This is a genomic window from Streptomyces sp. NPDC052236, from assembly GCF_044548015.1.
Lineage (GTDB): Bacteria > Actinomycetota > Actinomycetes > Streptomycetales > Streptomycetaceae > Streptomyces.
The window spans coordinates 16,708-36,982 of record NZ_JBIUBL010000040.1 but is presented as its reverse complement, the minus strand read 5'-3'; the positions used below and the strand labels follow the sequence as shown (position 1 = coordinate 36,982).

The window sequence follows — 20,275 nt, the reverse complement described above, 5'->3', positions numbered from 1 at the left end:
GGCCCGAGGGCAAAATCAGCCCCGCCGGCGATTGAGGCGCGGGGTTCGGGGCGGCGCCCCGACAAGGGCCCGAGGCTCACGCCCTGCGGACCGCCCCCGCGTGCCGGTCCAGGAAGAACGCCACCCCTCCCGTCCTCCGCTGCGGCAGCAGCGTCCGCGCCGTCGTCGACAGCAGCAGGTGGACCCGCGACGACTGGACCCTGTCCAGCAGGTCCAGCACCCGGTGGCCCGCCTCCGCCGCCTCGTCAGGGGCGCCCGCGCGTGCCAGGTCCGCGGCCAGTTCCGCCCGGTACAGCGCCAGGTTCCTGGTGAACCGGTGGTCCTGGAGCGTCGTGGCCCGCCGGGCATGGCGGGCCGCCCGCGGCCATTCGCCCAGCGCCGCCCAGCACTGCGCGTGCAGGGCTTCCAGCTCCGGCTCCCCGAAGAACGACATCCACTCCGGGTCCGCGCCCGCCGGCCCCTGGTCGAAGTGCGAGAGCGCCCGCGTCAGCGACCACTGGCAGGCCGCACGGTCCCCCAGCCCCGCCCACCCCCCCGCCTCCCGCAGCGAGAGCAACGACAGCAGCCGCGGCGAGGCCAGCTGCCCCGCCGCCCGCTGGCCCGCCTGTGCCGCCCGCACTGCCTCCCGGTAGCGCCCCGCGTCCCGCGCCAGGAACGACGTATTGCAGAACGCGTGCGCCTCCAGCCCCGCGTCACCCGCCATCCGCGCCGTCGCCAGCGCCTCCGCATAGTGCGAGCGCGCGTCGTCGAAGCGGCCCGAGTCGTGGGCGAGCCAGCCCACCGAGATGGCGAGCTCGCCCGCGCCCGTGTGCAGCCGGTCCGCGGTCGACCTGCGGACCGTCGTCCCCGCGTCGAGCAGCGCGTACGCGGCCCGCAGCGGCTGCGCCGCCCGCCGGTAGAGGCCGTCCGCGCCGTGCCGGTCGTCCAGCAGGCGGATCCGCCGTACCGCCTCCTCGACGGCGCTCACCTCCGCATCGCCGACCTGCCGCTGCGTGGGCACGGAGCCGAGCCCGAGTCCGACCCCGAGCCCTGCCCCGGAGCCGCTGATCATGAATGCGCGACGCAGCACGTCGCTCTCCTCGTCGCTGTGCGTGTCATAAATGTCGCTGCCGAAGGGGCAGCAGGGGTGCACGCGCACGGACTCGGGCAGCCGGTCCATATCCCGGCCCCGACCGCCGCCCCGCACCCGCTCCCGCGCGGCGAACCCCAGGTCCGCCAGCGTGAGACCGGGAAACATGTGCAGAAATACCCGCTCGTACGCGTAGTTCGGGCAGCGGATCTCACCCGCCTCGACGCGCCCGATATAACGGGCGTCGCACGAGACCTGCTCGCCGATCTCCCGAGCGGCCTTGCGTACCGCCGCCGCGAACTCCGCCGCCGAGCGCTGTCCGCGCAGCCCGCGGAAGGCCAGGTTGGGAACCGCCCGTGAAGCCTGTCGTGGTGTCTGCGGCGACGACGCCATGGCCGAGCCCTCTCTTGGTGCAGCCGGTGCGGCCGGTGAAGCCGCGTTTCCGGCCAATTTCGGCCGGTTGCAGACCGACCGCCGTGTTCCGGCGGAGCAAGAACGTACCTGCTGTGACGGGTCGCGCACACAGAGTTTGGCTACAAAAGGGATATCTCCCCCGCGATCTGCCATGAACTGCCATCCTTTGCGGCGGCATGTCGCCGTAGCCATTGACGCGAAACGCACGTTGAACCTCTTGGAGGCGCGGTACGTGTCTCCACTCGAGCGAGGTAGGGGGATCCCCTTGTTGGAGGTCGGCATGGAGACCAGCGTCAATGGCGGCTCACGAACGACTGCGACAACTGCTCGGCACAGGCCCACCCAGGACAGCAGCGCAGCCCCAAGGGGCGACGCCGGCGAACCCTGCGACCTGGTGACCGTCCCCGCCCGGCAGGGCCTTGAGGCGGTGGACATCCTGCGCCGGGGCGCGGATCCGGCCATGGGCCCCGTCCTTCATGACGGCGCCTGCGACACCCTCGGCTTCCTCGTGCCGCCCGGCACCGCCGACGGCTGGGACATGCCGGGCAGCGCGTGTACGCAGACCTCGGGCCGGGGTCTGCGGATCCCGGAGGAACCGCCGGTCAGCGGCACCGGCTGGCTGCTGCCGCCGCACGACGGGGACCCGGTCACCGACCCGGCGGTGCTGCGCGAGGCGCTCGGCGAGGCCGCCCGCCTCATCGAGGCCGCCGACAACTGCCGCTGACCGGGGCTGAGCCCACGCGCTGAGCTCACGCCCTGAGCCCGCACCCTGAGCTCACCCGCTGAGCTCACACCCCGATAATGGGCCCATGGCGAAGAGCAAGCGGCGCGGCCGTACGGGCGGCGGGAGCGGCGGCCCCGAACCCGTCGTGGAGCAGGTCGACGGCGCCGTCGCCGAGCTCATACCCGACCGTGAACGCCCGCGCGGCTGGACGCTGCTGCTCGACGGCGCCCCGCAGTCCCACGTCGACCTGGACGACCCCGCGTATCTCTCCTTCGAGTACCAGCGCCGCCTCGGCCATGTCGCCGACCTCGCCGCCCCGCCCGGCCGCCCCCTCCAGGCCGTCCACCTCGGCGGCGGCGCCTTCACCCTCGCCCGCTACATCGCCGCCACCCGACCCCGCTCCACCCAGCAGATAGTCGAGCTGGACGCCGCCCTCATCCAACTGGTCCGCAAGCAACTCCCGTTGGACCCCAACGCGCGTATACGAGTCCGGTCCGCCGACGCCCGCGACGGGCTCGGCAAGATCCAGGACGGCTGGGCGGACCTGGTGATCGCCGATGTGTTCGGCGGCGCCCGCACCCCCGCGCACCTCACCAGTACGGAGTTCCTCGCCGAGGTACGCCGCGTACTCAAGCCGGGCGGGTTCTACGCGGGCAACCTCGCCGACGGGCCGCCGCTCGCGCATCTGCGCGCCCAGATCGCCACCGCCGCGACCGTCTTCCCCGAACTCGCGCTGGCCGCGGACCCGACGGTGCTGCGCGGTCGCCGCTTCGGCAACGCCGTGCTGCTCGCGTCGGACGTGCCACTGCCCGTCGCCGAATTCACGCGGCGGATCGCGAGTGACCCGCACCCGGGACGGGTCGAGCACGGAAGGGGGCTCGCCGACTTCACGGGCGGCGCGGTCGCGGTCACCGACGCGAGCGCGAAGCCCTCGCCCGCACCGCCGCCGGCGACGTTCGACAAGCGCCAGCGCTAGCGCTCGTCGAACTCGACTGTCGGCGGGTGGCCGTTCCAGGTGTAGAACACCGAGCTCTCGCGGCCGTCCTTGGTGAAGGTCACCCGGATCCACTCAGGCTGCTTCCACACCTGCATCTGCCAGCCCGCGTCCGGGGTCGCCGAGACGAGCTCCGCCGACGTCTCGCCGACGTCGAAGACGGCCCGGCCGCCCGAGACGGTGTAGCCCTTCACGGTCCCCGTCCTGGCGGCCGACTGCTTCGCGGGAGGCGTACTCGACTTCGGCGGTGTGGGCGCCGGTTTCGGGTTCGGCGTCTGTTTCGGCGTCGGGGACGCCGACGGTGTCGGTGTCGGTGAGACCGACGGGCTCGGTGCCCGCCGCGTCGAGGACACCTGCGGCTTCACTGCCTTCGCCTCGTCAGAGCCGATCGGCAGCGCGCGCGGCCGGTCGTACGCCGTCCCGGACATGACACTGTCGACGCCCCACCACGACAGCGTCATCGCCGCTCCGGTGGACAGCGTCCACGCCAGCGCATGTACGAGCCCTCTTCGCATCCGGGCCATAGTGCACCACGCCCCCGCACGCGTCCCGAGAGGGCCCGCCTCACCCGTATGGCGTACGGTGCCGCCCATGCCCAGTGTGCTCGTGGTCGAGGACGACCAGTGTGTGCGCTCCGCTCTCATCAGGCACTTGACCGAGGCCTCCCACACCGTACGGAGCGTCGGCACGGCCCTTGAGGCGCTGCGCGAGGTGGCCCATTTCCGTTTCGACCTGGTCATCCTCGACCTCGGCCTGCCCGATCTCGACGGCGCCGAGGCGCTGAAGATGCTGCGCGGCATCACCGACGTACCTGTGATCATCGCCACCGCGCGGGACGACGAGACGGAGATCGTCCGCCTGCTCAACGACGGCGCCGACGACTACCTCATCAAACCCTTCTCGGTGGAGCACCTGTCGGCGCGGATGGCCGCTGTGCTGCGCCGCTCGCGCGCCGCCGGGGACGCCCCGCCGCCCTCCCGCGTACTCCAGGTCGGCGGGCTCTCGATCGACCCGCTGCGCCGCCAGGCCGAGCTGGACGGGGTGAGCCTCGACCTCACCCGCCGCGAGTTCGATCTGCTGGCCTTCCTGGCCGGGCGGCCCGGCGTCGTCGTGGCGCGCAGGGAGCTGCTCGCCGAGGTGTGGCAGCAGAGTTACGGCGACGACCAGACCATCGACGTGCACCTGAGCTGGCTCCGGCGCAAGCTCGGCGAGACCGCGGCGCGCCCCCGCTATCTGCACACGCTCCGAGGCGTGGGCGTAAAACTCGAACCCCCGAACGGACAACCGAACGGGCACCGGCCATGAGATGGGCGCTGGTCAAGGTGTCCATAGCGGTGACGGCGATGGTCGTACTGGCCTTCGCCGTGCCGCTGGCGCTCGTCGTCAAGGAGCTGGCCAAGGACCGGGCCTTCTCCAACGCCGAACGGCAGGCCGCCGCCCTCGGCCCCACCCTCTCGATCACCGCCGACCGCGATCCGCTGCAGCGGGCCGTCCTGTCCACCCCGTCCGGTCTGGCCGGGCGGATGGCGGTCCACATCCCCGCCTCCGACGAGCCGGGCGGCGGCACGGCCGTGGAGATCGGCACCCGCCGCGCCACGCCCCAGGACCTGGCGACCACGCAGCGCCTCGGCCGCGCCTCCATCACCGAGGTCGCGGGCGGCTTCGCGCTGCTCCAGCCCACCGCGATCAGCACCGGCCAGATCGCCGTCATCGAGGTTTTCGTCCCCGAGGGCGACGTCTCCAACGGCGTGGACACGGCCTGGCTGGTCCTCGCGGGCGTAGCCCTCGCGCTGATCGTCGGCTCGGTCGCGGTCGCCGACCGGCTGGGCGTACGGATGGTGGAGCCCGCCCAGCGGCTCGCGGGCGCCGCGCACGACCTGGGGGAGGGAAAACTCGGGGCGCGCGTCCCGGAGGAGGGCCCGACCGAACTGCGCTCCGCCGCGATCGCCTTCAACTCCATGGCCGACCAGGTGGTCCAGCTCCTGGCCAATGAGCGCGAGCTCGCCGCCGACCTCTCGCACCGGCTGCGTACGCCCCTCACGGTGCTGCGTCTCAACGCCGCGTCACTGGGCGAGGGCCCGGCCGCCGACCAGACCAGGGCGGCCGTTGCCCAGCTGGAGCGCGAGGTCGACACGATCATCCGTACGGCCCGGGACGCCAAGCCGCAGACCGCGGCGGCCGGTCCGGGCGCGGGCTGCGACGCCGCCGAGGTCGTGCGCGAACGGATGGAGTTCTGGTCGGCGCTCGCTGAGGACGAGGGCCGCAAGGTACGGGTCGCGGGAGTCGACCGTCCCGTACGCATTCCGGTCGCCCGCCCCGAACTGGCCGCCGTGCTCGACGCGCTGCTCGGCAACGTCTTCCGCCATACGGCAGAGGGCGCGGCCTTCTCGGTCGACGTGCACAACGGCGACGACGCGGTCATCATCCTGGTCTCGGACGCGGGCCCCGGCATCACCGACCCGAAGGCTGCGATGGCGCGCGGCAACAGCGGGGGCAGGGACGGGTCGACGGGGCTTGGCCTGGACATTGTGCGCAGGATGGCGGAGTCGACGGGCGGGGACGTACGGATCGGCAGCTCGGTGCTCGGTGGCGCGGAGATAAGGATCTGGATCGGCCTCGATCCGCGCGAGGCGGGGCCGGGAGTGCGCCGCAGGGGCCACCGCGGGACGGCGGGACGGGCCGGACGCCGCAGGCGCGCTTCGGCGTCCTGACTGCCGCGTCTTACCGATCTCTTACGTGGCGGCTTATGCGGCACCTGCCGTGTCCTCGCCTCCTAGGGTGCGGACATGGCCACCCGCGAAACGTCCCCCGTTGTCCTGCGCGACATCGTCCTTGTCAGCGCCACGCCCCTCCTGCTGGCCGGGATCGGCCTGGTGCACCCTCACAGCCTCACGGCGGCAACCGCCGAGCAGTGGGCCGGTCTGCACATTTGGCTGCTGCCGGTGTTCCCCTTGCTGACGCTGGGGCTGGTGGTACCGCTGTGGGGGCGGCCCGGCCGGGATGTCGCCGGTGTCGCCACCGTCGTCGCCTGGGTCGCCGCCTTCGGCTACGCGGCCTACTACACGGGGCTGGACGCGGTGGCCGGCATTGCCGCCGGTACCGTCCGCCACCACGCCGGTGCGCAGCCGGCCTCCGGCGTGGGCGACCTGTTCCGAAGGGGGGATGCCCTGGGGGAGGCGGGCGTCTACGCGCTGGCAGTCGCCGTGCTCGCGACGGCGGTCGCGCTGTTCCCGCGCCACGGGGCACGCGTCATGCCCGGCACGGTGGTGCTTCTCGCCGCCTGCTGGTTCTTCACGGACGGCCATATCTTCTGGCCCGAAGGCGTGTTCGCCATGCTGGGCTTCGCGCTCGGCTTCGCCCTGCTGGCGGCTATGGCGCCCAGGTCCCGCCCCCACAGCTCTTGACGGAGTCGAGGAGGGCGGCGAGAGCGGCGGGGGTGGCGGTGGCGATCTGGGTGGGCCGGTCGCTTTCCCGGAGGTGGACGAGTCCGGTGGGTCCGGACGCCAACTCGGTGCATTCACCCTGACCACCGGTGCTGTACGACGACTTCTGCCAGGTGAGGTGGGACATCTGACTTTCTCTTCTTACAGTGTGGCGTCACATTGGTCAGTCGGGCGCTTGATCAGCCGTAGGAGCTGCCTGCGCATGGTGTGGGTGCCGCCTGTGTGGACGCGAAGAGCAGCCTCGTGGCCGACTGCGTGATACGGAATCGCATCAGGGCTGGTCAGGATGCGCTGACGGGCCAGCCGGAACGCGGCCATCCGATCGATAGGGTCACCATCGCTCCCGACCGTCGTGATGACGGCTTCGGCGTCCTACGCTGACGCCCCGTACGGCCCCGCCCTAGGCGGCCGTACGGGGCGCGATCAGGCAGTCGAATCGCTTCCGCGGATGGTGATCACTGGGTGGTGTTCACTCCACGGGTACGTCCGGCAGCACCCCCGTGCGGGCCAGTTCCGAGTACCAGTACGCGCTCGACTTGGGCGTACGCGTCTGGGTCTCGTAGTCGATGTACACCGCGCCGAAGCGCTTCGTGTAGCCGTAGGACCACTCGAAGTTGTCCATCAGCGACCACAGGAAGTAGCCGCGTACGTCCGCGCCGTCCTCGATCGCCTGGTGGACCGCCGCGAGGTGGCCGTGCAGATAGCGCATGCGCTCCGGGTCGTGGACCCGGCCGTCGGCCGACGGCTTGTCGTCGTACGCCGCGCCGTTCTCGGTGATCATCAGCGGCAGGCCCGGCGCCATGCGGCTGTAGTGCATGAGCACCTCGTGCATCCCCGTCGGGTCGATCGCCCAGCCCATTTCGGTCCGGTCACCCGGCGCCTGGTGGAACGAGACCGCGTCCGCGGCCGGCCACGGCGAGTGGTCGCTCACGCCGTGGTTGTCGTTGCGCACGACGTGACTGTCAGTGGCAGACGATACAACTGTGGGTGAGTAGTAATTGATCCCGAGCGAGTCGAGGGGGTGCTTGATGATGGCCAGGTCGTTGCTTTCGACGAACGACCAGTCAGTCAGGCGCGCGGTGTCCGCGAGCAGATCCTGCGGATACGTGCCGTTCAGCAGCGGATCCGCGAAGATCCGGTTCGCCAGCGCGTCGATGCGGCGCTGGGCGTCCAGGTCCGCCGGGCTCTGGGTCTTCGCTCTGACCGCGGCGGGGTTGAGGCTGATGGAGACCTGGGCGCGGGCGGGCAGTGTCGAGCGCAGCGCCTGCGCGGCCAGGCCGTGGCCCAGGTTGAGGTGGTGCGCCGCGCGCAGGGCCGCGACCGGGTCGGTGCGGCCGGGGGCGTGGACCCCGGAGCCGTACCCCAGGAAGGCGCTGCACCAGGGCTCATTGAGCGTCGTCCACATATCCACCCGGTCGCCGAGCGCGTCCGCGACGATACGGGCGTAGTCGGCGAACCGGTGCGCGGTGTCCCGCTCCGGCCAGCCGCCCGCCGACTCCAGCTCCTGGGGCAGGTCCCAGTGGTACAGGGTGAGTACGGGCTTGATGCCCTTGGCGAGCAGGTCGTCGACGAGCCCGCGGTAGAAGTCGAGGCCCTGCTGGACGGCCGGGCCCCGGCCGGTGGGCTGCACACGCGGCCAGGAGACGGAGAAGCGGTACGCGCCGACGCCGAGGCCGGCCATCATCTCTACGTCCGCGGCGCGGCGGTGGAAGTGGTCGACCGCGACGTCCCCGGTGTGGCCGCCCTCCACCTTGCCCGGAGTGTGGCTGAACGTGTCCCAGATGGAGGGCGTGCGACCGCCCTCCTGCGCCCCGCCTTCGATCTGGTACGAGGCGGTCGCGGTACCCCAGAGGAACGTGGGGGGAAAACTGACAGGCATGGGTGAGCTCCCAACTGTATGTGTGAGGGTTTGGGAAGGTGAGGGTGCGTCAGCCCTTGACGGCGCCCTGCATGATGCCGCCGACGATGTGCTTGCCGAAGAGCACGAAAGCGATCAGCAGCGGCAGGGTGCCCAACAGCGCGCCGGCCATGATCACCGACTGGTCGGGGATATAGCCGCGGCCGAGCCCGGTCAGCGCCACCTGGACGGTGGGGTTGCCATTCTGGGTCAGCGCGATGATCGGCCAGAAGAAGTCGTTCCAGGACATCACGAAGGTGAGCATCCCGAGCACGGCCATTGCGGGACGCGCGGCGGGAAAGACGATGTGCCAGATGATGCGCATGCTGTTCGCGCCGTCCACGCGTGCCGCCTCGATCAGCTCGCTCGGCAGCGCCCCGGTGAGGTACTGCCGCATGAAGAACACACCGAACGCGCTGACCAGGGTGGGCAGGATGACCGCCTGCAACTGGTCGGTCCAGGACAGCTCGGCTATCAGCATGTACAGCGGTACGACGCTGAGCTGCGGCGGCACCATCATCGTGCCGATGATCAGCACCATCAGGAGGTTCTTGAAGCGGAAACGGAGCTTGGCGAAGGCGAAGCCGGCGAGCGTCGAGAAGATCACGGTCCCGGCCGTGACCGACCCCGCGACGATCGTCGTATTGAGCAGCGCCTGGCCCATATTGGCGTCGGTCCAGGCGATCTCAAGGTTCTTGAAGAGGTTTCCGCCGAACCAGAAGGGCGGGGGAGTCTGGGAGAGCCGGGCGGAGTTGCGGGAGGCCGCGATGGCCGTCCACACCAGCGGAAAGAGCGAACCGATGGTGAAAATGGTCAGTACGGCATAGGTGATCCGGCCTGCGTACATGTGGCGTCCGGCGCCGCTCTTGCCGCGGGAGGCCTTCTTGGCCTTCGGGCCACTGCTGCCACCAGCACTGGAGGTGCTAGTGACATCTTCGGTACCGTCGGTGCTTTCGGCGGGTTTGGTGCTCAACATTTCAGCCCCCTACGAGCTCTTGCTCAGACGACGGGCGATCAGCCAGTTCACCGCGCCCACCACCAGCAGAATCAGGAACATCGCCCAGGCGATCGCCGAAGCACGGCCGAGGTGGAGATTCACCCAGCCCTGTTCGTACAGATAGAGCCCGAGCGTCTGGAACTGATTCTCGGAGCCGCCCGTGGCGCCCGCGCTGCCGTTGAACAGCAGCGGCTCGCCGAACAGTTGCGTCGCGCCGATCGTCGAGACCACAACGGTGAACAGGATCGTCGGCCGGAGCGCGGGGATCGTCACATGGCGGAACTGCTGCCAGCGCGAGGCCCCGTCCAGCGCGGCCGACTCGTACAGATCGCTCGGGATGGCCTGCATCGCCGCCAGATAGATCAGCGCGTTGTATCCCGTCCACCGCCAGATCACGATGGTGGAGACGGCCAGCTGGGAGGTCCATTTGCCGTTCTGCCAGTCGACGCCGTCGATGCCGACGGTCCCCAGCGCCCAGTTGATCATCCCGTAGTCGCGCCCGAAGAGGAGCACGAAGACGAGCGTCGCCGCGGCCACCGAAGTGGCGTACGGCGTCAGCGCGGCCACGCGGAAGAACATCGAGCCGCGCAGTTTGTAGTTCAGCATGTGCGCGATGGCCAGCGCCATCATCAGCTGAGGCACTGTGGAGAGGATGCCGATGGTGACGGTGTTTCTCAGCGCGTTCCAGAAGAACTCGTCCTCGAGCAGCTTGGTGAAGTTCCGCAGCCCCACCCACTCCATGTCGTTGGGCGCCGTCAGCTCCACCCGGTGCAGCGAGGCCCAGCCGGTGTAGATCAGCGGGAAGAGCCCGAAGGCCAGGAAGAAGATGAAGAAGGGCGCGACGAAGGCGTACGGGCTCCACTTCATATCCAGCCGGTAACGGAAGCTGCGCCGCTTGCGGCGGCGGTCCTCGCGAGCTGGGTCGCCGGGTGAGTGGCCGGGCGTGCGCGGGGCCGCGCCCTCCTTGGAGGGCGCGGCTGCTGGTGCGTTACTCGTCATTCGGGTCACTGATCCAACGCGTTGTCGATGGCCTTCACCGCCGCGTCCCAGCCCTGCTTGGATGTCTTGCCCTTCTGGTCGACCTGGAGCATGCCGATGTCAGACAGGGTCTGCGCGATGATCAGGTCCTTGGGTCCGATGACCTGGACCGGGATGCCCTGGGCGGCCTTCGAGAAGATTTGGCCGATGGGCGCGTTGGCGAAGTACTCGTGCTTGGCGCCGGAGACTTCGGGCAGGGAGTACGTGGACTTGGCGCTCGGGAAGCTGCCGCGCTTGGCGAAGAACTTCGCCTGCTGCTCGGGCGCGGTCAGCCACGCCACCAGCTTCTTGGCCTCTTCCACGTTCTTGCCCGCCTCGGGCACGGTCAGGAACGCGCCGCCCCAGGCGCTGGGCTTGGGCGCGGGAGCGATGTCCCACTTGTCCTTGCCCGCGGGGCCGGCCTTCTCCTGGATATAGCCGAGCATCCAGGACGGGCAGGAGATGGTGGCGAAGGCGCTGTTCGCGAAGCCCGAGTTCCAGCCCGGCGTGAACTGCTGGAGCTTGCTGGTCAGACCCTCCTTCGCGAACGATGCGCCGAGCTCCCACGCTTCCTTCAGGGCCGGGTTGGTCTTGTAGATGACCTTGCCGTCCTTGTCGTAGTAGCGGGCCGCGTTGGAGCCGGTGGCCGACCGCAGCACGCCGCCCGCCGAGTCGACGAACGCCGCCTTCGACTTGTTCTTGGCCTTGTACTGCTTGCCGACGGCCAGGTACTTGTTCCAGTCGCCAGCCCACAGCGCGCCGACCTTCTCACGGTCGGTGGGCAGGCCCGCCGCGGCGAAGAGGTCCTTGCGGTAGCAGATGCCCTGCGGCCCGATGTCGGTGCCGAGCCCGACGGTCTTGCCGTCCTTGGTGGTGGCCTGCGACCACTTCCAGTCCAGGAACGCGTCCTTCTGGACACCCTCCACCTTGCCCAGGTCGGCCAGCTTGGCCGACTGGGTGGAGGTGATCTCGGAGATATTGTCGACCTCGACGGCCTGAATGTCCGCGAGTCCGGTGCCGGTGGCCAGGTGCTGCAGGAGCGGCGGGTAGTAGTTCTCGTTCCGCTCGATCGAGGTCTGCTCAATCACGATGTTCTTGTTGAGCTGCATGTACTCGTCGTAGAGGCCGGCCTCCTTGAGGCCGAAGGCCCCGAAGACCCCGACGGTGAGCTTGGTCTTGCCCTTGGCGTCGCCGCCGCCGGCGCTCGATGTGCTGGCTGTCGGCTCATCGCTGTCCTCGGAACAGCCGGCCAGCAGGCCGACTCCAAGTGTTGCGACTACCGCGAGGATTACTGCCCTGCGCATTACGTCCTCCTTGTGCACCGACGTACTACCCCCCCGGCCAAACTGGGCGCGCTGTCCCTGTGTTGGCGTTCTGCGGCTCGGGCGGAAACGTGCGGGATGTGTATGGGTCAGATACGGTGGGAGCGCTCCCATGCGTGATGTGTTGAAGGGTCGCGGCTCTCCGAGAGGGTGTCAAGCTTCCGGACACGTTATGTTCTGGATGTTCTCGAACGGATATGAATGCATAAGGTTGGGGAGGCGGCGATGGTGTCTCGGACGATCCGTACGCGGAACGGGGGGCGCGGTACGGGCCGGCCCACACTCGAAGAGGTGGCCGCCCACGCCGGAGTGGGACGCGGCACGGTCTCCCGCGTGATCAACGGATCGCCCCGGGTCAGCGAGCGCACCCGGGCCGCTGTCGAGGCGGCCGTCGCCGAGCTGGGCTACGTACCCAACCGGGCCGCCCGCGCGCTCGCCGCCAACCGCACCGACGCGATCGCGCTCGTCGTCCCGGAACCGGAGGCGCGGTTCTTCGCGGAGCCGTACTTTTCCGACATCGTCCGCGGTGTCGGCGCGGCCCTCGCCGATACGGAGATGCAGCTCCTGCTCACCCTCGCCGACAGCGACCGTGAGCGCCTGCGGCTGGCCCAGTATCTGGCCGCCCACCGCGTCGACGGCGTCCTGCTGGTCTCCGTACACGCCGACGATCCCATCCCTGACATGCTGGAACAGCTCTCCATCCCGACCGTGATCAGTGGCCGGAGATCCGAGCAGGAGACGCTCGCCGCGGTCGACTCCGACAACTTCGACGGCGCGCGCAGCGCCGTCGAACACCTGCTCGGGCGAGGTCGCCGCACCATCGCCACGATTACCGGCCGCCTTGACGTCTACGGAGCCCAGCGCCGCCTCGACGGCTACCGCGCGGGCCTGGTGGCGGCGGGGAAGGCCCCTGACGCCCGCCTGACGGCCAACGGCGACTTCACCGAGGAGGGCGGGCGCCGGGCGATGCGCGAACTTCTGGAGCGCTGCCCGGACCTGGACGCGGTCTTCGTGGCCTCCGACGTGATGGCGGCGGGCGCGCGCAACGTGCTGCGCGAGGCGGGCCGCCGGACCCCGGACGACGTCGCGCTCGTCGGCTTCGACGACTCGGCCGTCGCCCGTCATATGGACCCGCCCCTTACCAGCGTGCGCCAGCCGATCGAGGAAATGGGCCGAACGATGGCCCAGGTATTGCTTCAGGAAATAGCGGGCCGTTCGACGGAACCGCCGCAGATCGTGCTCCCGACAGAGCTGGTCGTACGCGAGTCATCGTAGGAGTCGCGGCGTGCCGGGAACAGGGGGTCCCCCCAGGCCCTCCGGGCCGAGGGGGCGTTCCGGAGGGCACCGGAAGGTGCCCGAAGGTGCCGGGCGGATGCTGAACGATGAAGGGCCCCGGTCTTGCGACCGGGGCCCTTCATCGTTCACATCCTGCAAGGGTGAGTAACGGGACTCGAACCCGCGACATCCTGGACCACAACCAGGTGCTCTACCGTCTGAGCTATACCCACCATGACCGGTCCACTTACTGACCGGCCGAGAAAAAGTGTACAGGGTCAGGGAGGGTGCTCGCGCCCGGGTTGTTGAGGCCCTGACACGAGGCTCCCGGCCTGTCCCCCTACTCCGCGGGCAGCACGTGCTTCGCCGCGATCTTCTTCGCCGTCTCCGAGTCCGGACCGGGCTGCGGCACGAAGACCGCCTCGCGGTAGTAGCGCAGCTCCGCGATGGATTCGCGGATGTCCGCCAGCGCCCGGTGATTCCCGCTCTTGGCCGGACTGTTGAAGTACGCCCTCGGGTACCAGCGGCGGGACAGTTCCTTGATCGAGGAGACGTCGACGATCCGGTAGTGCATGTACGCCTCCAGGGTCGGCATGTCACGCAGCAGGAACCCGCGGTCCGTGGAGACCGAGTTCCCGCACAGCGGCGCCCTGCCCTGTTCCTTGACGTGCTTGCGTACGTACGCGAGAACCTGCTCCTCGGCGTCGGCGAGCGTGATGCCTTCCGCCAGCACATCGAGGAGGCCCGAGGCGGTGTGCATCTGCCGCACCACCTCGGGCATCGTTTCCAGCGACGTGTCCGGCGGCCGGATCACAAGATCCACCCCGTCGCCGAGCACGTTCAGTTCCGAGTCGGTGACCAGTGCGGCCACCTCGATGAGTGCGTCGTCCGTCAACGAGAGCCCGGTCATCTCACAGTCGATCCACACCATACGGTCGTTCATGCGTCCTACCTTAGGCCGACCGGCGGTCGTGGCACGCCCCGGTCGCCGGTCGGCCTAAGGCGCACTCCGCTGGCCCGGCAGGCTGGGACGGCCGTGCCCACCTGTCGCGTACGCATCAGAACTGCCCCTGCCGAGCTCCGGCGGCGCCGCCGACGTGGCGGCAGGACCGGTGGGTCCCGTCGCCGCAGCCGCCCGCCTCGCCTGCGGCCCCAGCGCCTCGACCACCACCCCGGGGGACGAGTCGCTCTGGGGTCTGCGCACCCGGTACGCGGCCCGGTACGCGGCCGGGGACGAGCCCAGCTGCCGCCGGAAATGGCCGCGCAGTGCCACCGGCGAGCGGAAGCCGCAGCGGCCCGCGACCTCGTCCACCGAGTAGTCGGAGGTCTCCAGCAGCCGCTGCGCCTGGAGCACCCGCTGGGTGATCAGCCATTGGAGCGGCGCGCTGCCGGTGAGGGAACGGAATCGCCGGTCAAAGGTGCGCCGGCTCATGTACGCACGCGCTGCCAGGGTCTCCACGTCGAACTGCTCATGGAGATGCTCCAGCGCCCACGAGACGACCTCCGCCAGCGGATCCGACCCGATTTCCTCTGGTAAAGACCTGTCCAGATAGCGCTCCTGCCCGCCACTTCGCCGCGGCGGTACGACCAGCCTGCGAGCCAGCGCCCCCGCTGCCTCGGTGCCGTGATCCGTACGCACGATGTGGAGGCAGAGGTCGATTCCGGCCGCTGTGCCCGCGGAGGTGAGCACATCGCCGTCGTCGACGAAGAGCTCGCGCGGATCCACATGGACGGACGGATAACGCTTGGCCAGCGTCGGCGCGTACATCCAATGGGTGGTCGCCGGGCGGCCGTCGAGCAGACCGGCCGCGGCAAGCACGAACGCGCCCGTGCACAGCCCGACGATCCTGGCCCCCTCCTCGTGCGCGCGGCGCAGCGCGTCGAGTGCCTCGACCGGCGGCGGCGAGGTGATCGACCGCCAGGCCGGTACGACGACGGTGCCCGCGCGGCCGATGGCGTCCAGGCCGTAGGGCGCGGTCAGTTCGAGCCCGCCCGTGGTCCGTAGCGGTCCCTCCTCACCACCGCACACGAGCAGTCGATAGCGGGGAACTCCGGCGTCCTGACGGTCAATTCCGAACACCGAGAGCGGGATGGAACTTTCAAAAATGGGGCCGCCGCTGAACAGCAGCACTGCGACGACTTCCCGGCGCCGGCGCCCAGAGAGCTTCCGTGCTGCCTCCGGTGCGGCGGAGTCCTGACTCATGACGCTAAGCCCCCCTCGGTGTTCGCGTCTCCCCGTTCGTTTCGGGCCTTTCGCTCCTGCACGTTTCCCCTCGGTTTTGCACGAGTCCCCCGGACCTTCGATACTCATGATCGAATCTACTGCGTCCCATGGCGCCGGCGTGACAAGTTCTGCATGCCCCGCTATGTCGACTTGGCAACTTGGCGCGAAGCATTCGATCACGAAGCGTTCCACTTGGGGGCCGTGCAGGGAAGTGCGCGTGGCATGCATGGCCCGTCCGCGTAGGGTGCAAGCGTCGTGAATGGCCCTTTCTTGCCTGGTGGCAAGGGGGTTTGCAGGCCATTTCGACAAGGAAGGGCCAGTAGCGTGAAGTTGGCTGAAAACATACGGGCGTGAGTGTGCGAACGGGTCAGTCGACCGGTGCACTCCCTGCCTCGCGGCGACCGCCCCGGTGCGCCCCCTGGGTGGTCCTGGAGCGCCGGCCTGGGAGCCCGTCGGACTGATGTGCGGACTGTCGCTCGGACTGACGCTCGGACTGACGCAACAGCATCCGGCAGGCGGTCGTCACGGCGGCGAGACCCAGGGCCGCAGCCGCCGCGCCGCCGGCGGACGTTCCGTAGACCACCAGTACGACGGGGACGAGTACGCAGCAGAACGCCGCCCAACGGACCACCTCGCTCGCCGACTCGGCGGAGGCGGGCCGGGAGGGGGAAGGGGCGGAGGCCGGGGCGGACGGTCGTGCGGGCACGGTGGCTCCTTGACGGCGGCGGGGAGACCGGGGCGACCGGGGTGACTGGGGTGCGAACGAGGGACGGAACCCTCCGGTCACTGCGGGGCGCGGCGGGGCGACCTTAGCCCGTAGACGGCTGTAGACACCAAGCGGCATTGCCATAACGGGCGGGCTCGGGCATGCTCCCTGGAACGCCGCGTACAGGGCGGGCGACTCTGGGCATGAGGAGGAGTGTCGCCGTACCCTGAGGGTATGGGCTGGGGAAGATGATTCCCGGACACAGCCCACGACCCACCGACGCACCCGACGCACCTTTCCTTGACGATCCTGATGATTCGTCCCACGAGGACCTTCTTCGCCGAGACACCGATGGCCGGTCACGAAATCCCTGAACCAGCGGACCGCGAGCAGTCAGTAGCCGATCCCCCGGCGGACCTGCAAGCGGCGGAAGAAACATGTCACTCCGTCGATCCTGCCTTCCAGCACGGAGTGGTCGTCGGCTTCGACGGATCGACCTCCAGTGAGCGGGCGCTCGCGTACGCCATTGGCATGGCGCGGCGGTCCGGCTCCGGTCTGATCATCGTCCATGTGGCCAATCGGCTGCCGACCACGGTCTGGGCGGGCTGCGAGCCCCCGGTCTTCGTGGATGTGCCCGATCACCGTACCGAAGTGCTGGGCCTGGAGCTGGCCTGTGCGGACTATCTCGCCGAGGTGCCGTGGATCCTGGTCGAGCGCGGCGGCGACATCTGCCACGAGCTCGAAGAGGTGGGCCGGGAGTACTCGGCCGACGCGATCGTGGTCGGCTCCACGCACGGCATCGTCGGGCGCATCTTCGGCTCGGTGGCGGGGCGGCTGGCGCGGCGCGCGCAGCGCCCGGTCGTGGTGATCCCGTGACCCTGTGATCCCGTGATCTCGTGACCCCGGAACCCTGTGTCCTCCCGTGATCCCGTAAAACAAAGACAGGCGGCCCCTCAGCACGTGAGGGACCGCCTGTCTTCGTGCTCGGCTACTCGACCGTGACCGACTTCGCCAGGTTGCGCGGCTTGTCGATGTCCCGGCCCATGGCCAGCGCCGTGTGGTACGCGAAGAGCTGGAGCGGGATGCCCATCAGGATCGGGTCCAGCTCGTGCTCGTTCTTCGGTACGACGATGGTGTGGTCGGCCTTCTCCTGCTCGCGGTGCGCGACGGCGAGGATCTTGCCGCTGCGGGCCTTGATCTCCTCCAGGGCCGCGCGGTTCTTCTCCAGCAGGTCGTCGTCCGGGACGATCGCGACCGTCGGCAGCGCGGGCTCGATCAGCGCCAGCGGGCCGTGCTTGAGCTCCGAGGCCGGGTACGCCTCGGCGTGGATGTAGGAGATCTCCTTGAGCTTCAGGGAGGCCTCCAGCGCCACCGGGTAACCGCGCACCCGGCCGATGAACATCATCGACTTGGCGCCCGCGTACTCCTCGGCCAGCTTCTGGATGTCGGCCTCGGACTCCAGGATCTCGCTGATCTGCGCGGGCAGCTTGCGCAGGCCCGCGATGATCCGCTTGCCGTCGGTGACGGACAGGTCGCGGATACGGCCCAGGTGCAGGGCGAGCAGCGCGAAGGCGACGACCGTGTTGGTGAAGCACTTGGTGGAGACGACGCAGACCTCGGGTCCTGCGTGCACGTACACCCCGCCGTCGGCCTCGCGGGCGATCGCCGAGCCGACGACGTTCACCACGCCCAGGACGCGCGCGCCCTTGCGCTTGAGCTCCTGGACGGCGGCCAGTACGTCGTACGTCTCACCCGACTGCGAGACGGCGATGTAGAGGGTGTCGGGGTCCACGACCGGGTTGCGGTAGCGGAACTCCGACGCGGGCTCGGCGTCCGCGGGGATCCGCGCGAGGCCCTCGATCAGCCCGGCGCCGATGAGCCCCGCGTGGTACGAGGTGCCGCAGCCCAGGATCTTGATCCGGCGCACCCCGCGCGCCTCGCGGGCGTCGAGGTTGAGCCCGCCCAGGTGCACGGTGGAGAACCGGTCGTCGATACGGCCGCGCAGGACGCGGTCCACGGCGTCGGCCTGCTCGGAGATCTCCTTGTGCATGTACGTGTCGTGGCCGCCCATGTCGTACGACTCGGCCTCCCACTCCACGGTGGTCGGCGTGGCCGTCGTGAGGGAGCCCTCGGTGGTGTACGTACGGAACTCGTCGGCCTTGAGGGTGGCCATCTCGCCGTCGTCCAGGGTGACGATCTGGCGGGTGTGGGTGACCAGCGCGGCCACGTCGGAGGCGACGAACATCTCCTTCTCGCCGATGCCGAGGACGACCGGGGAGCCGTTGCGGGCGACGACGATGCGGTCGTTGAAGTCGGCGTGCATGACGGCGATGCCGTACGTGCCCTCGACCAGCTTCAGCGACTGGCGGACCTTCTCCTCCAGGGTCTCGGCCTGGGAGCGGGCGATGAGGTGGACAAGCACCTCCGTGTCCGTCTCGGAGAGGAAGACGATGCCGTCGGCGATGAGCTTGGCGCGCAGCTCGGAGGCGTTGTCGATGATGCCGTTGTGGACGACGGCGACCTTGTGGTCGGCGTCCAGGTGCGGGTGGGCGTTCTCGTCGCTCGGCGCGCCGTGGGTGGCCCAGCGGGTGTGGGCGATGCCGGTGGTGCCCGCGAAGCGCTTGGGGACGCGGGCCTCCAGGTCGCGGACGCGGCCCTTGGCCTTGACGACCTTGAGGCCGGTGGCCTTGGGGCTGGTGATCACGATGCCCGCGGAGTCGTAACCCCGGTACTCCAGCCGCTGCAGGCCTTCCAGCAGCAGCGGTGCCACATCACGCTTGCCGATATATCCGACGATTCCGCACATAAAGTGTCTGCCCCTCCATAGTTCCCGTGTGTGCTCGGCACCGCTGAGCGGTTGATCAGCCGTAGACGATGCGGCGCAGCTGGCGGAGCGAGAGCTCCGGCGGCGCCACGGCGCGGTGCGGCAGTTCGGCCGCGATCCGCTCGAAGATCACCGAGTTCACGGCGCCACCGGACTGAAGCTCACGGTGGCGGCGGCGGACGAACTCCTCGGTCTTCTCGTCGAAGTACGCCAGGACGTCGAGGACCACCCGGGTCGCCTCACCGCGCTGGAGCGCGGTGCTGCGCACCAGATGATCGATGAGTTCGTCGTGTGAGGACGGGCGACCCGGCGGGCGATATTCGAGCACCCGTAGATATTGAGGGGTTACCGCGGGCATTTGCAAGAATCCTGCCCGGTTTAGGGCAGCAGGAGCTCAGAGGCGCTTCAAGATGGCCCGTTTGGCGGTGGTGAACTCCTCGTCCGTCAGTATCCCGGACAGATGCAGTTCGCCCAGTTCGCGCAGTCGCCGCAGCATGGCGTCCTGATCGTCGCCGCTGCTGATGCCGGTCTCCGGTGGGCGGGCGTCGGCGGGCGCGGTGTCGAGGGGGGTCGGGGCGTACGGATGCGGCAGGCGCGCCACCACGGCCGCCGCGACCAGCGCCATCAGCGGGTCCTTGCGGAATCCCCACAGCTGCACGGCGTGCGGGTCGTACTTCGGCGCGGGCTTGGCTGGGGCCTTTGTCACATTGAAGCGGAGATAGCCGTTCTCCAGGCCGATGTTGGGCAGCCACTCCACCGACTCCACATCGCTCAGCGCGAGAGTGCGCGGGCCGCCGGAGGACTTGGCTTCCTCGGTCTTCCAGTTCCACTCCAGACGGATGTTCTCCCCGTCGAAGGTGACCGTGGCGTCACCGGCGCCGACGGTGATGGGCACGGCGGGCCCGGGCAGCAGATAGCGGTGGACGGGGGTGGTTCCCACCTGGTCCAGCAGCAGGGCGTTGCGCACCTCGTCGGTGAAGTACTCGGCGACGCCGCTGCGGTCGTTCTCGACGGCGAGCTGGTACGGGTCGGAGCTGTCCTCCAGCTTGCCGCCGGTGATCTGGAGGAGCGGGTCCGCGCCGTTGCGCAGGCGCAGCCGCAGCCGTCCGGATTTCCTGCCCGACTCGTAGGCGATCCCGGCCAGCGCCTCCAGCGGTACGGCGACCTCGCCGAGGGTCTTGCGCAGCAGACTCACGCTCTTGTCCCGGCCGGGCACGATGCGCACGGTGTCCCCGTCGAAGGTCCAGGTGCCGTCCTTCTGGATGATTTCCGCCATGCGGGGATTGTTGCACCGTGGGTGCGGGTCCTTGTCGGGGCGCTGCCCCGAACCGTCCCCCTACGCCCTGCGGGCGTGGGGGACCCCCCGCGC

General features: G+C 69.6%; 21 protein-coding genes and 1 tRNA gene. 7 read left to right on the top strand and 15 right to left on the bottom strand.

Annotated elements, in window-relative coordinates:
• Window positions 1-76: 76 nt before the first annotated feature.
• A complete protein-coding gene (locus ACIHCQ_RS40520) occupies window positions 77-1,462 on the bottom strand; it encodes a tetratricopeptide repeat protein (RefSeq protein WP_399673955.1) in 1,386 nt (461 codons plus the stop codon).
• 301 nt (window positions 1,463-1,763) lie between these two features.
• Between ACIHCQ_RS40520 and ACIHCQ_RS40515 the strand changes: the two genes are divergently transcribed.
• Complete coding sequence (locus tag ACIHCQ_RS40515) at window positions 1,764-2,207, top strand: hypothetical protein (RefSeq protein ID WP_399673953.1); 444 nt, start codon at window positions 1,764-1,766, stop codon at window positions 2,205-2,207.
• Between the two features lie 85 nt (window positions 2,208-2,292).
• Window positions 2,293-3,183 carry a spermidine synthase gene (locus tag ACIHCQ_RS40510; protein ID WP_399673951.1) on the top strand — a complete coding sequence of 297 codons (891 nt, stop codon included), beginning with the start codon at window positions 2,293-2,295 and terminating at the stop codon, window positions 3,181-3,183.
• Here ACIHCQ_RS40510 and ACIHCQ_RS40505 read toward each other — a convergent pair.
• The gene (locus ACIHCQ_RS40505; RefSeq protein ID WP_399673949.1) at window positions 3,180-3,716 is read right to left on the bottom strand and encodes a hypothetical protein; all 537 of its coding nucleotides are present in this window, start codon (window positions 3,714-3,716) and stop codon (window positions 3,180-3,182) included. The genes ACIHCQ_RS40510 and ACIHCQ_RS40505 overlap by 4 nt on opposite strands.
• 76 nt (window positions 3,717-3,792) lie before the next feature.
• Here ACIHCQ_RS40505 and ACIHCQ_RS40500 point away from each other — a divergent pair, with 76 nt between their 5' ends.
• From ACIHCQ_RS40500 to ACIHCQ_RS40490, 3 genes are all read left to right on the top strand, one after another.
• Entirely contained in the window at window positions 3,793-4,506 is a 714-nt protein-coding gene (locus tag ACIHCQ_RS40500; protein ID WP_399673947.1) for a response regulator transcription factor, read from the top strand.
• Window positions 4,503-5,912, top strand: a complete 1,410-nt coding sequence (locus ACIHCQ_RS40495) for a sensor histidine kinase (protein WP_399673945.1) — start codon at window positions 4,503-4,505, stop codon at window positions 5,910-5,912. Before ACIHCQ_RS40500 ends, ACIHCQ_RS40495 begins: the two co-directional genes overlap by 4 nt.
• 75 nt (window positions 5,913-5,987) lie before the next feature.
• Window positions 5,988-6,605, top strand: a complete 618-nt coding sequence (locus ACIHCQ_RS40490) for a hypothetical protein (RefSeq protein ID WP_399673943.1) — start codon at window positions 5,988-5,990, stop codon at window positions 6,603-6,605.
• On the opposite strand, the gene ACIHCQ_RS40485 is transcribed toward ACIHCQ_RS40490, so the two are convergent.
• The 6 genes from ACIHCQ_RS40485 to ACIHCQ_RS40460 form a co-directional block, all read right to left on the bottom strand.
• A complete protein-coding gene (locus ACIHCQ_RS40485) occupies window positions 6,571-6,771 on the bottom strand; it encodes a DUF397 domain-containing protein (RefSeq protein WP_399673941.1) in 201 nt (66 codons plus the stop codon). The two genes, ACIHCQ_RS40490 and ACIHCQ_RS40485, sit on opposite strands and share 35 nt — an antisense overlap.
• A gap of 14 nt (window positions 6,772-6,785) precedes the next feature.
• Window positions 6,786-7,001 carry a Scr1 family TA system antitoxin-like transcriptional regulator gene (locus ACIHCQ_RS40480; protein WP_399674012.1) on the bottom strand — a complete coding sequence of 72 codons (216 nt, stop codon included), beginning with the start codon at window positions 6,999-7,001 and terminating at the stop codon, window positions 6,786-6,788.
• Between the two features lie 112 nt (window positions 7,002-7,113).
• Entirely contained in the window at window positions 7,114-8,523 is a 1,410-nt protein-coding gene (locus ACIHCQ_RS40475) for a GH1 family beta-glucosidase (RefSeq protein ID WP_399673939.1), read from the bottom strand.
• A gap of 49 nt (window positions 8,524-8,572) precedes the next feature.
• Window positions 8,573-9,517: a carbohydrate ABC transporter permease gene (locus tag ACIHCQ_RS40470; protein WP_399673937.1), complete on the bottom strand. Its 945-nt coding sequence runs from the start codon at window positions 9,515-9,517 to the stop codon at window positions 8,573-8,575.
• A gap of 9 nt (window positions 9,518-9,526) precedes the next feature.
• Complete coding sequence (locus tag ACIHCQ_RS40465; protein WP_399673935.1) at window positions 9,527-10,537, bottom strand: carbohydrate ABC transporter permease; 1,011 nt, start codon at window positions 10,535-10,537, stop codon at window positions 9,527-9,529.
• Window positions 10,538-10,542: 5 nt separating this feature from the next.
• Window positions 10,543-11,859 carry an ABC transporter substrate-binding protein gene (locus ACIHCQ_RS40460; protein ID WP_399673933.1) on the bottom strand — a complete coding sequence of 439 codons (1,317 nt, stop codon included), beginning with the start codon at window positions 11,857-11,859 and terminating at the stop codon, window positions 10,543-10,545.
• A gap of 243 nt (window positions 11,860-12,102) precedes the next feature.
• Here ACIHCQ_RS40460 and ACIHCQ_RS40455 point away from each other — a divergent pair, with 243 nt between their 5' ends.
• Entirely contained in the window at window positions 12,103-13,152 is a 1,050-nt protein-coding gene (locus tag ACIHCQ_RS40455) for a LacI family DNA-binding transcriptional regulator (protein ID WP_399673931.1), read from the top strand.
• Window positions 13,153-13,312: 160 nt separating this feature from the next.
• Here the strand turns inward: ACIHCQ_RS40455 and ACIHCQ_RS40450 are convergent.
• From ACIHCQ_RS40450 to ACIHCQ_RS40435, 4 genes are all read right to left on the bottom strand, one after another.
• A tRNA-His gene (locus ACIHCQ_RS40450) sits at window positions 13,313-13,385 on the bottom strand.
• A gap of 107 nt (window positions 13,386-13,492) precedes the next feature.
• Window positions 13,493-14,095 (bottom strand): oligoribonuclease, encoded by a 603-nt coding sequence (gene orn, locus ACIHCQ_RS40445; RefSeq protein ID WP_399673929.1) that lies wholly within the window; start codon window positions 14,093-14,095, stop codon window positions 13,493-13,495.
• Between the two features lie 54 nt (window positions 14,096-14,149).
• Window positions 14,150-15,355, bottom strand: a complete 1,206-nt coding sequence (locus ACIHCQ_RS40440; protein WP_399673927.1) for a helix-turn-helix domain-containing protein — start codon at window positions 15,353-15,355, stop codon at window positions 14,150-14,152.
• Between the two features lie 388 nt (window positions 15,356-15,743).
• A complete protein-coding gene (locus ACIHCQ_RS40435; RefSeq protein WP_399673925.1) occupies window positions 15,744-16,082 on the bottom strand; it encodes a hypothetical protein in 339 nt (112 codons plus the stop codon).
• A gap of 351 nt (window positions 16,083-16,433) precedes the next feature.
• Between ACIHCQ_RS40435 and ACIHCQ_RS40430 the strand changes: the two genes are divergently transcribed.
• Window positions 16,434-16,958: a universal stress protein gene (locus ACIHCQ_RS40430; protein WP_399674010.1), complete on the top strand. Its 525-nt coding sequence runs from the start codon at window positions 16,434-16,436 to the stop codon at window positions 16,956-16,958.
• Window positions 16,959-17,070: 112 nt separating this feature from the next.
• Here the strand turns inward: ACIHCQ_RS40430 and glmS are convergent, their stop codons facing one another.
• From glmS to ACIHCQ_RS40415, 3 genes are read right to left on the bottom strand one after another with little or no spacing between them, the layout of a single operon-like run.
• Window positions 17,071-18,888, bottom strand: coding sequence for a glutamine--fructose-6-phosphate transaminase (isomerizing) (glmS, locus tag ACIHCQ_RS40425; RefSeq protein ID WP_399673923.1), 1,818 nt, complete (start codon window positions 18,886-18,888; stop codon window positions 17,071-17,073).
• Window positions 18,889-18,943: 55 nt separating this feature from the next.
• Complete coding sequence (locus ACIHCQ_RS40420) at window positions 18,944-19,264, bottom strand: hypothetical protein (RefSeq protein WP_399673921.1); 321 nt, start codon at window positions 19,262-19,264, stop codon at window positions 18,944-18,946.
• A gap of 36 nt (window positions 19,265-19,300) precedes the next feature.
• A complete protein-coding gene (locus ACIHCQ_RS40415) occupies window positions 19,301-20,182 on the bottom strand; it encodes a DUF4429 domain-containing protein (protein WP_399673919.1) in 882 nt (293 codons plus the stop codon).
• Between the last annotated feature and the right edge of the window lie 93 nt (window positions 20,183-20,275).

Bases quoted from the DNA above. Each gene is read 5' to 3' on its own strand.
- ACIHCQ_RS40460 (WP_399673933.1), bottom strand. From the start codon at position 11,859: ATGCGCAGGGCAGTAATCCTCGCGGTAGTCGCAACACTTGGAGTCGGC.
- ACIHCQ_RS40500 (WP_399673947.1), top strand. From the start codon at position 3,793: ATGCCCAGTGTGCTCGTGGTCGAGGACGACCAGTGTGTGCGCTCCGCT.
- glmS (WP_399673923.1), bottom strand. From the start codon at position 18,888: ATGTGCGGAATCGTCGGATATATCGGCAAGCGTGATGTGGCACCGCTG.
- ACIHCQ_RS40510 (WP_399673951.1), top strand. From the start codon at position 2,293: ATGGCGAAGAGCAAGCGGCGCGGCCGTACGGGCGGCGGGAGCGGCGGC.
- ACIHCQ_RS40485 (WP_399673941.1), bottom strand. From the start codon at position 6,771: ATGTCCCACCTCACCTGGCAGAAGTCGTCGTACAGCACCGGTGGTCAG.
- ACIHCQ_RS40515 (WP_399673953.1), top strand. From the start codon at position 1,764: ATGGAGACCAGCGTCAATGGCGGCTCACGAACGACTGCGACAACTGCT.
- ACIHCQ_RS40415 (WP_399673919.1), bottom strand. From the start codon at position 20,182: ATGGCGGAAATCATCCAGAAGGACGGCACCTGGACCTTCGACGGGGAC.
- ACIHCQ_RS40495 (WP_399673945.1), top strand. From the start codon at position 4,503: ATGAGATGGGCGCTGGTCAAGGTGTCCATAGCGGTGACGGCGATGGTC.
- orn (WP_399673929.1), bottom strand. From the start codon at position 14,095: ATGAACGACCGTATGGTGTGGATCGACTGTGAGATGACCGGGCTCTCG.
- ACIHCQ_RS40440 (WP_399673927.1), bottom strand. From the start codon at position 15,355: ATGAGTCAGGACTCCGCCGCACCGGAGGCAGCACGGAAGCTCTCTGGG.
- ACIHCQ_RS40475 (WP_399673939.1), bottom strand. From the start codon at position 8,523: ATGCCTGTCAGTTTTCCCCCCACGTTCCTCTGGGGTACCGCGACCGCC.
- ACIHCQ_RS40420 (WP_399673921.1), bottom strand. From the start codon at position 19,264: ATGCCCGCGGTAACCCCTCAATATCTACGGGTGCTCGAATATCGCCCG.
- ACIHCQ_RS40430 (WP_399674010.1), top strand. From the start codon at position 16,434: ATGGCCGGTCACGAAATCCCTGAACCAGCGGACCGCGAGCAGTCAGTA.
- ACIHCQ_RS40455 (WP_399673931.1), top strand. From the start codon at position 12,103: ATGGTGTCTCGGACGATCCGTACGCGGAACGGGGGGCGCGGTACGGGC.
- ACIHCQ_RS40470 (WP_399673937.1), bottom strand. From the start codon at position 9,517: ATGTTGAGCACCAAACCCGCCGAAAGCACCGACGGTACCGAAGATGTC.
- ACIHCQ_RS40505 (WP_399673949.1), bottom strand. From the start codon at position 3,716: ATGCGAAGAGGGCTCGTACATGCGCTGGCGTGGACGCTGTCCACCGGA.
- ACIHCQ_RS40520 (WP_399673955.1), bottom strand. From the start codon at position 1,462: ATGGCGTCGTCGCCGCAGACACCACGACAGGCTTCACGGGCGGTTCCC.
- ACIHCQ_RS40490 (WP_399673943.1), top strand. From the start codon at position 5,988: ATGGCCACCCGCGAAACGTCCCCCGTTGTCCTGCGCGACATCGTCCTT.
- ACIHCQ_RS40465 (WP_399673935.1), bottom strand. From the start codon at position 10,537: ATGACGAGTAACGCACCAGCAGCCGCGCCCTCCAAGGAGGGCGCGGCC.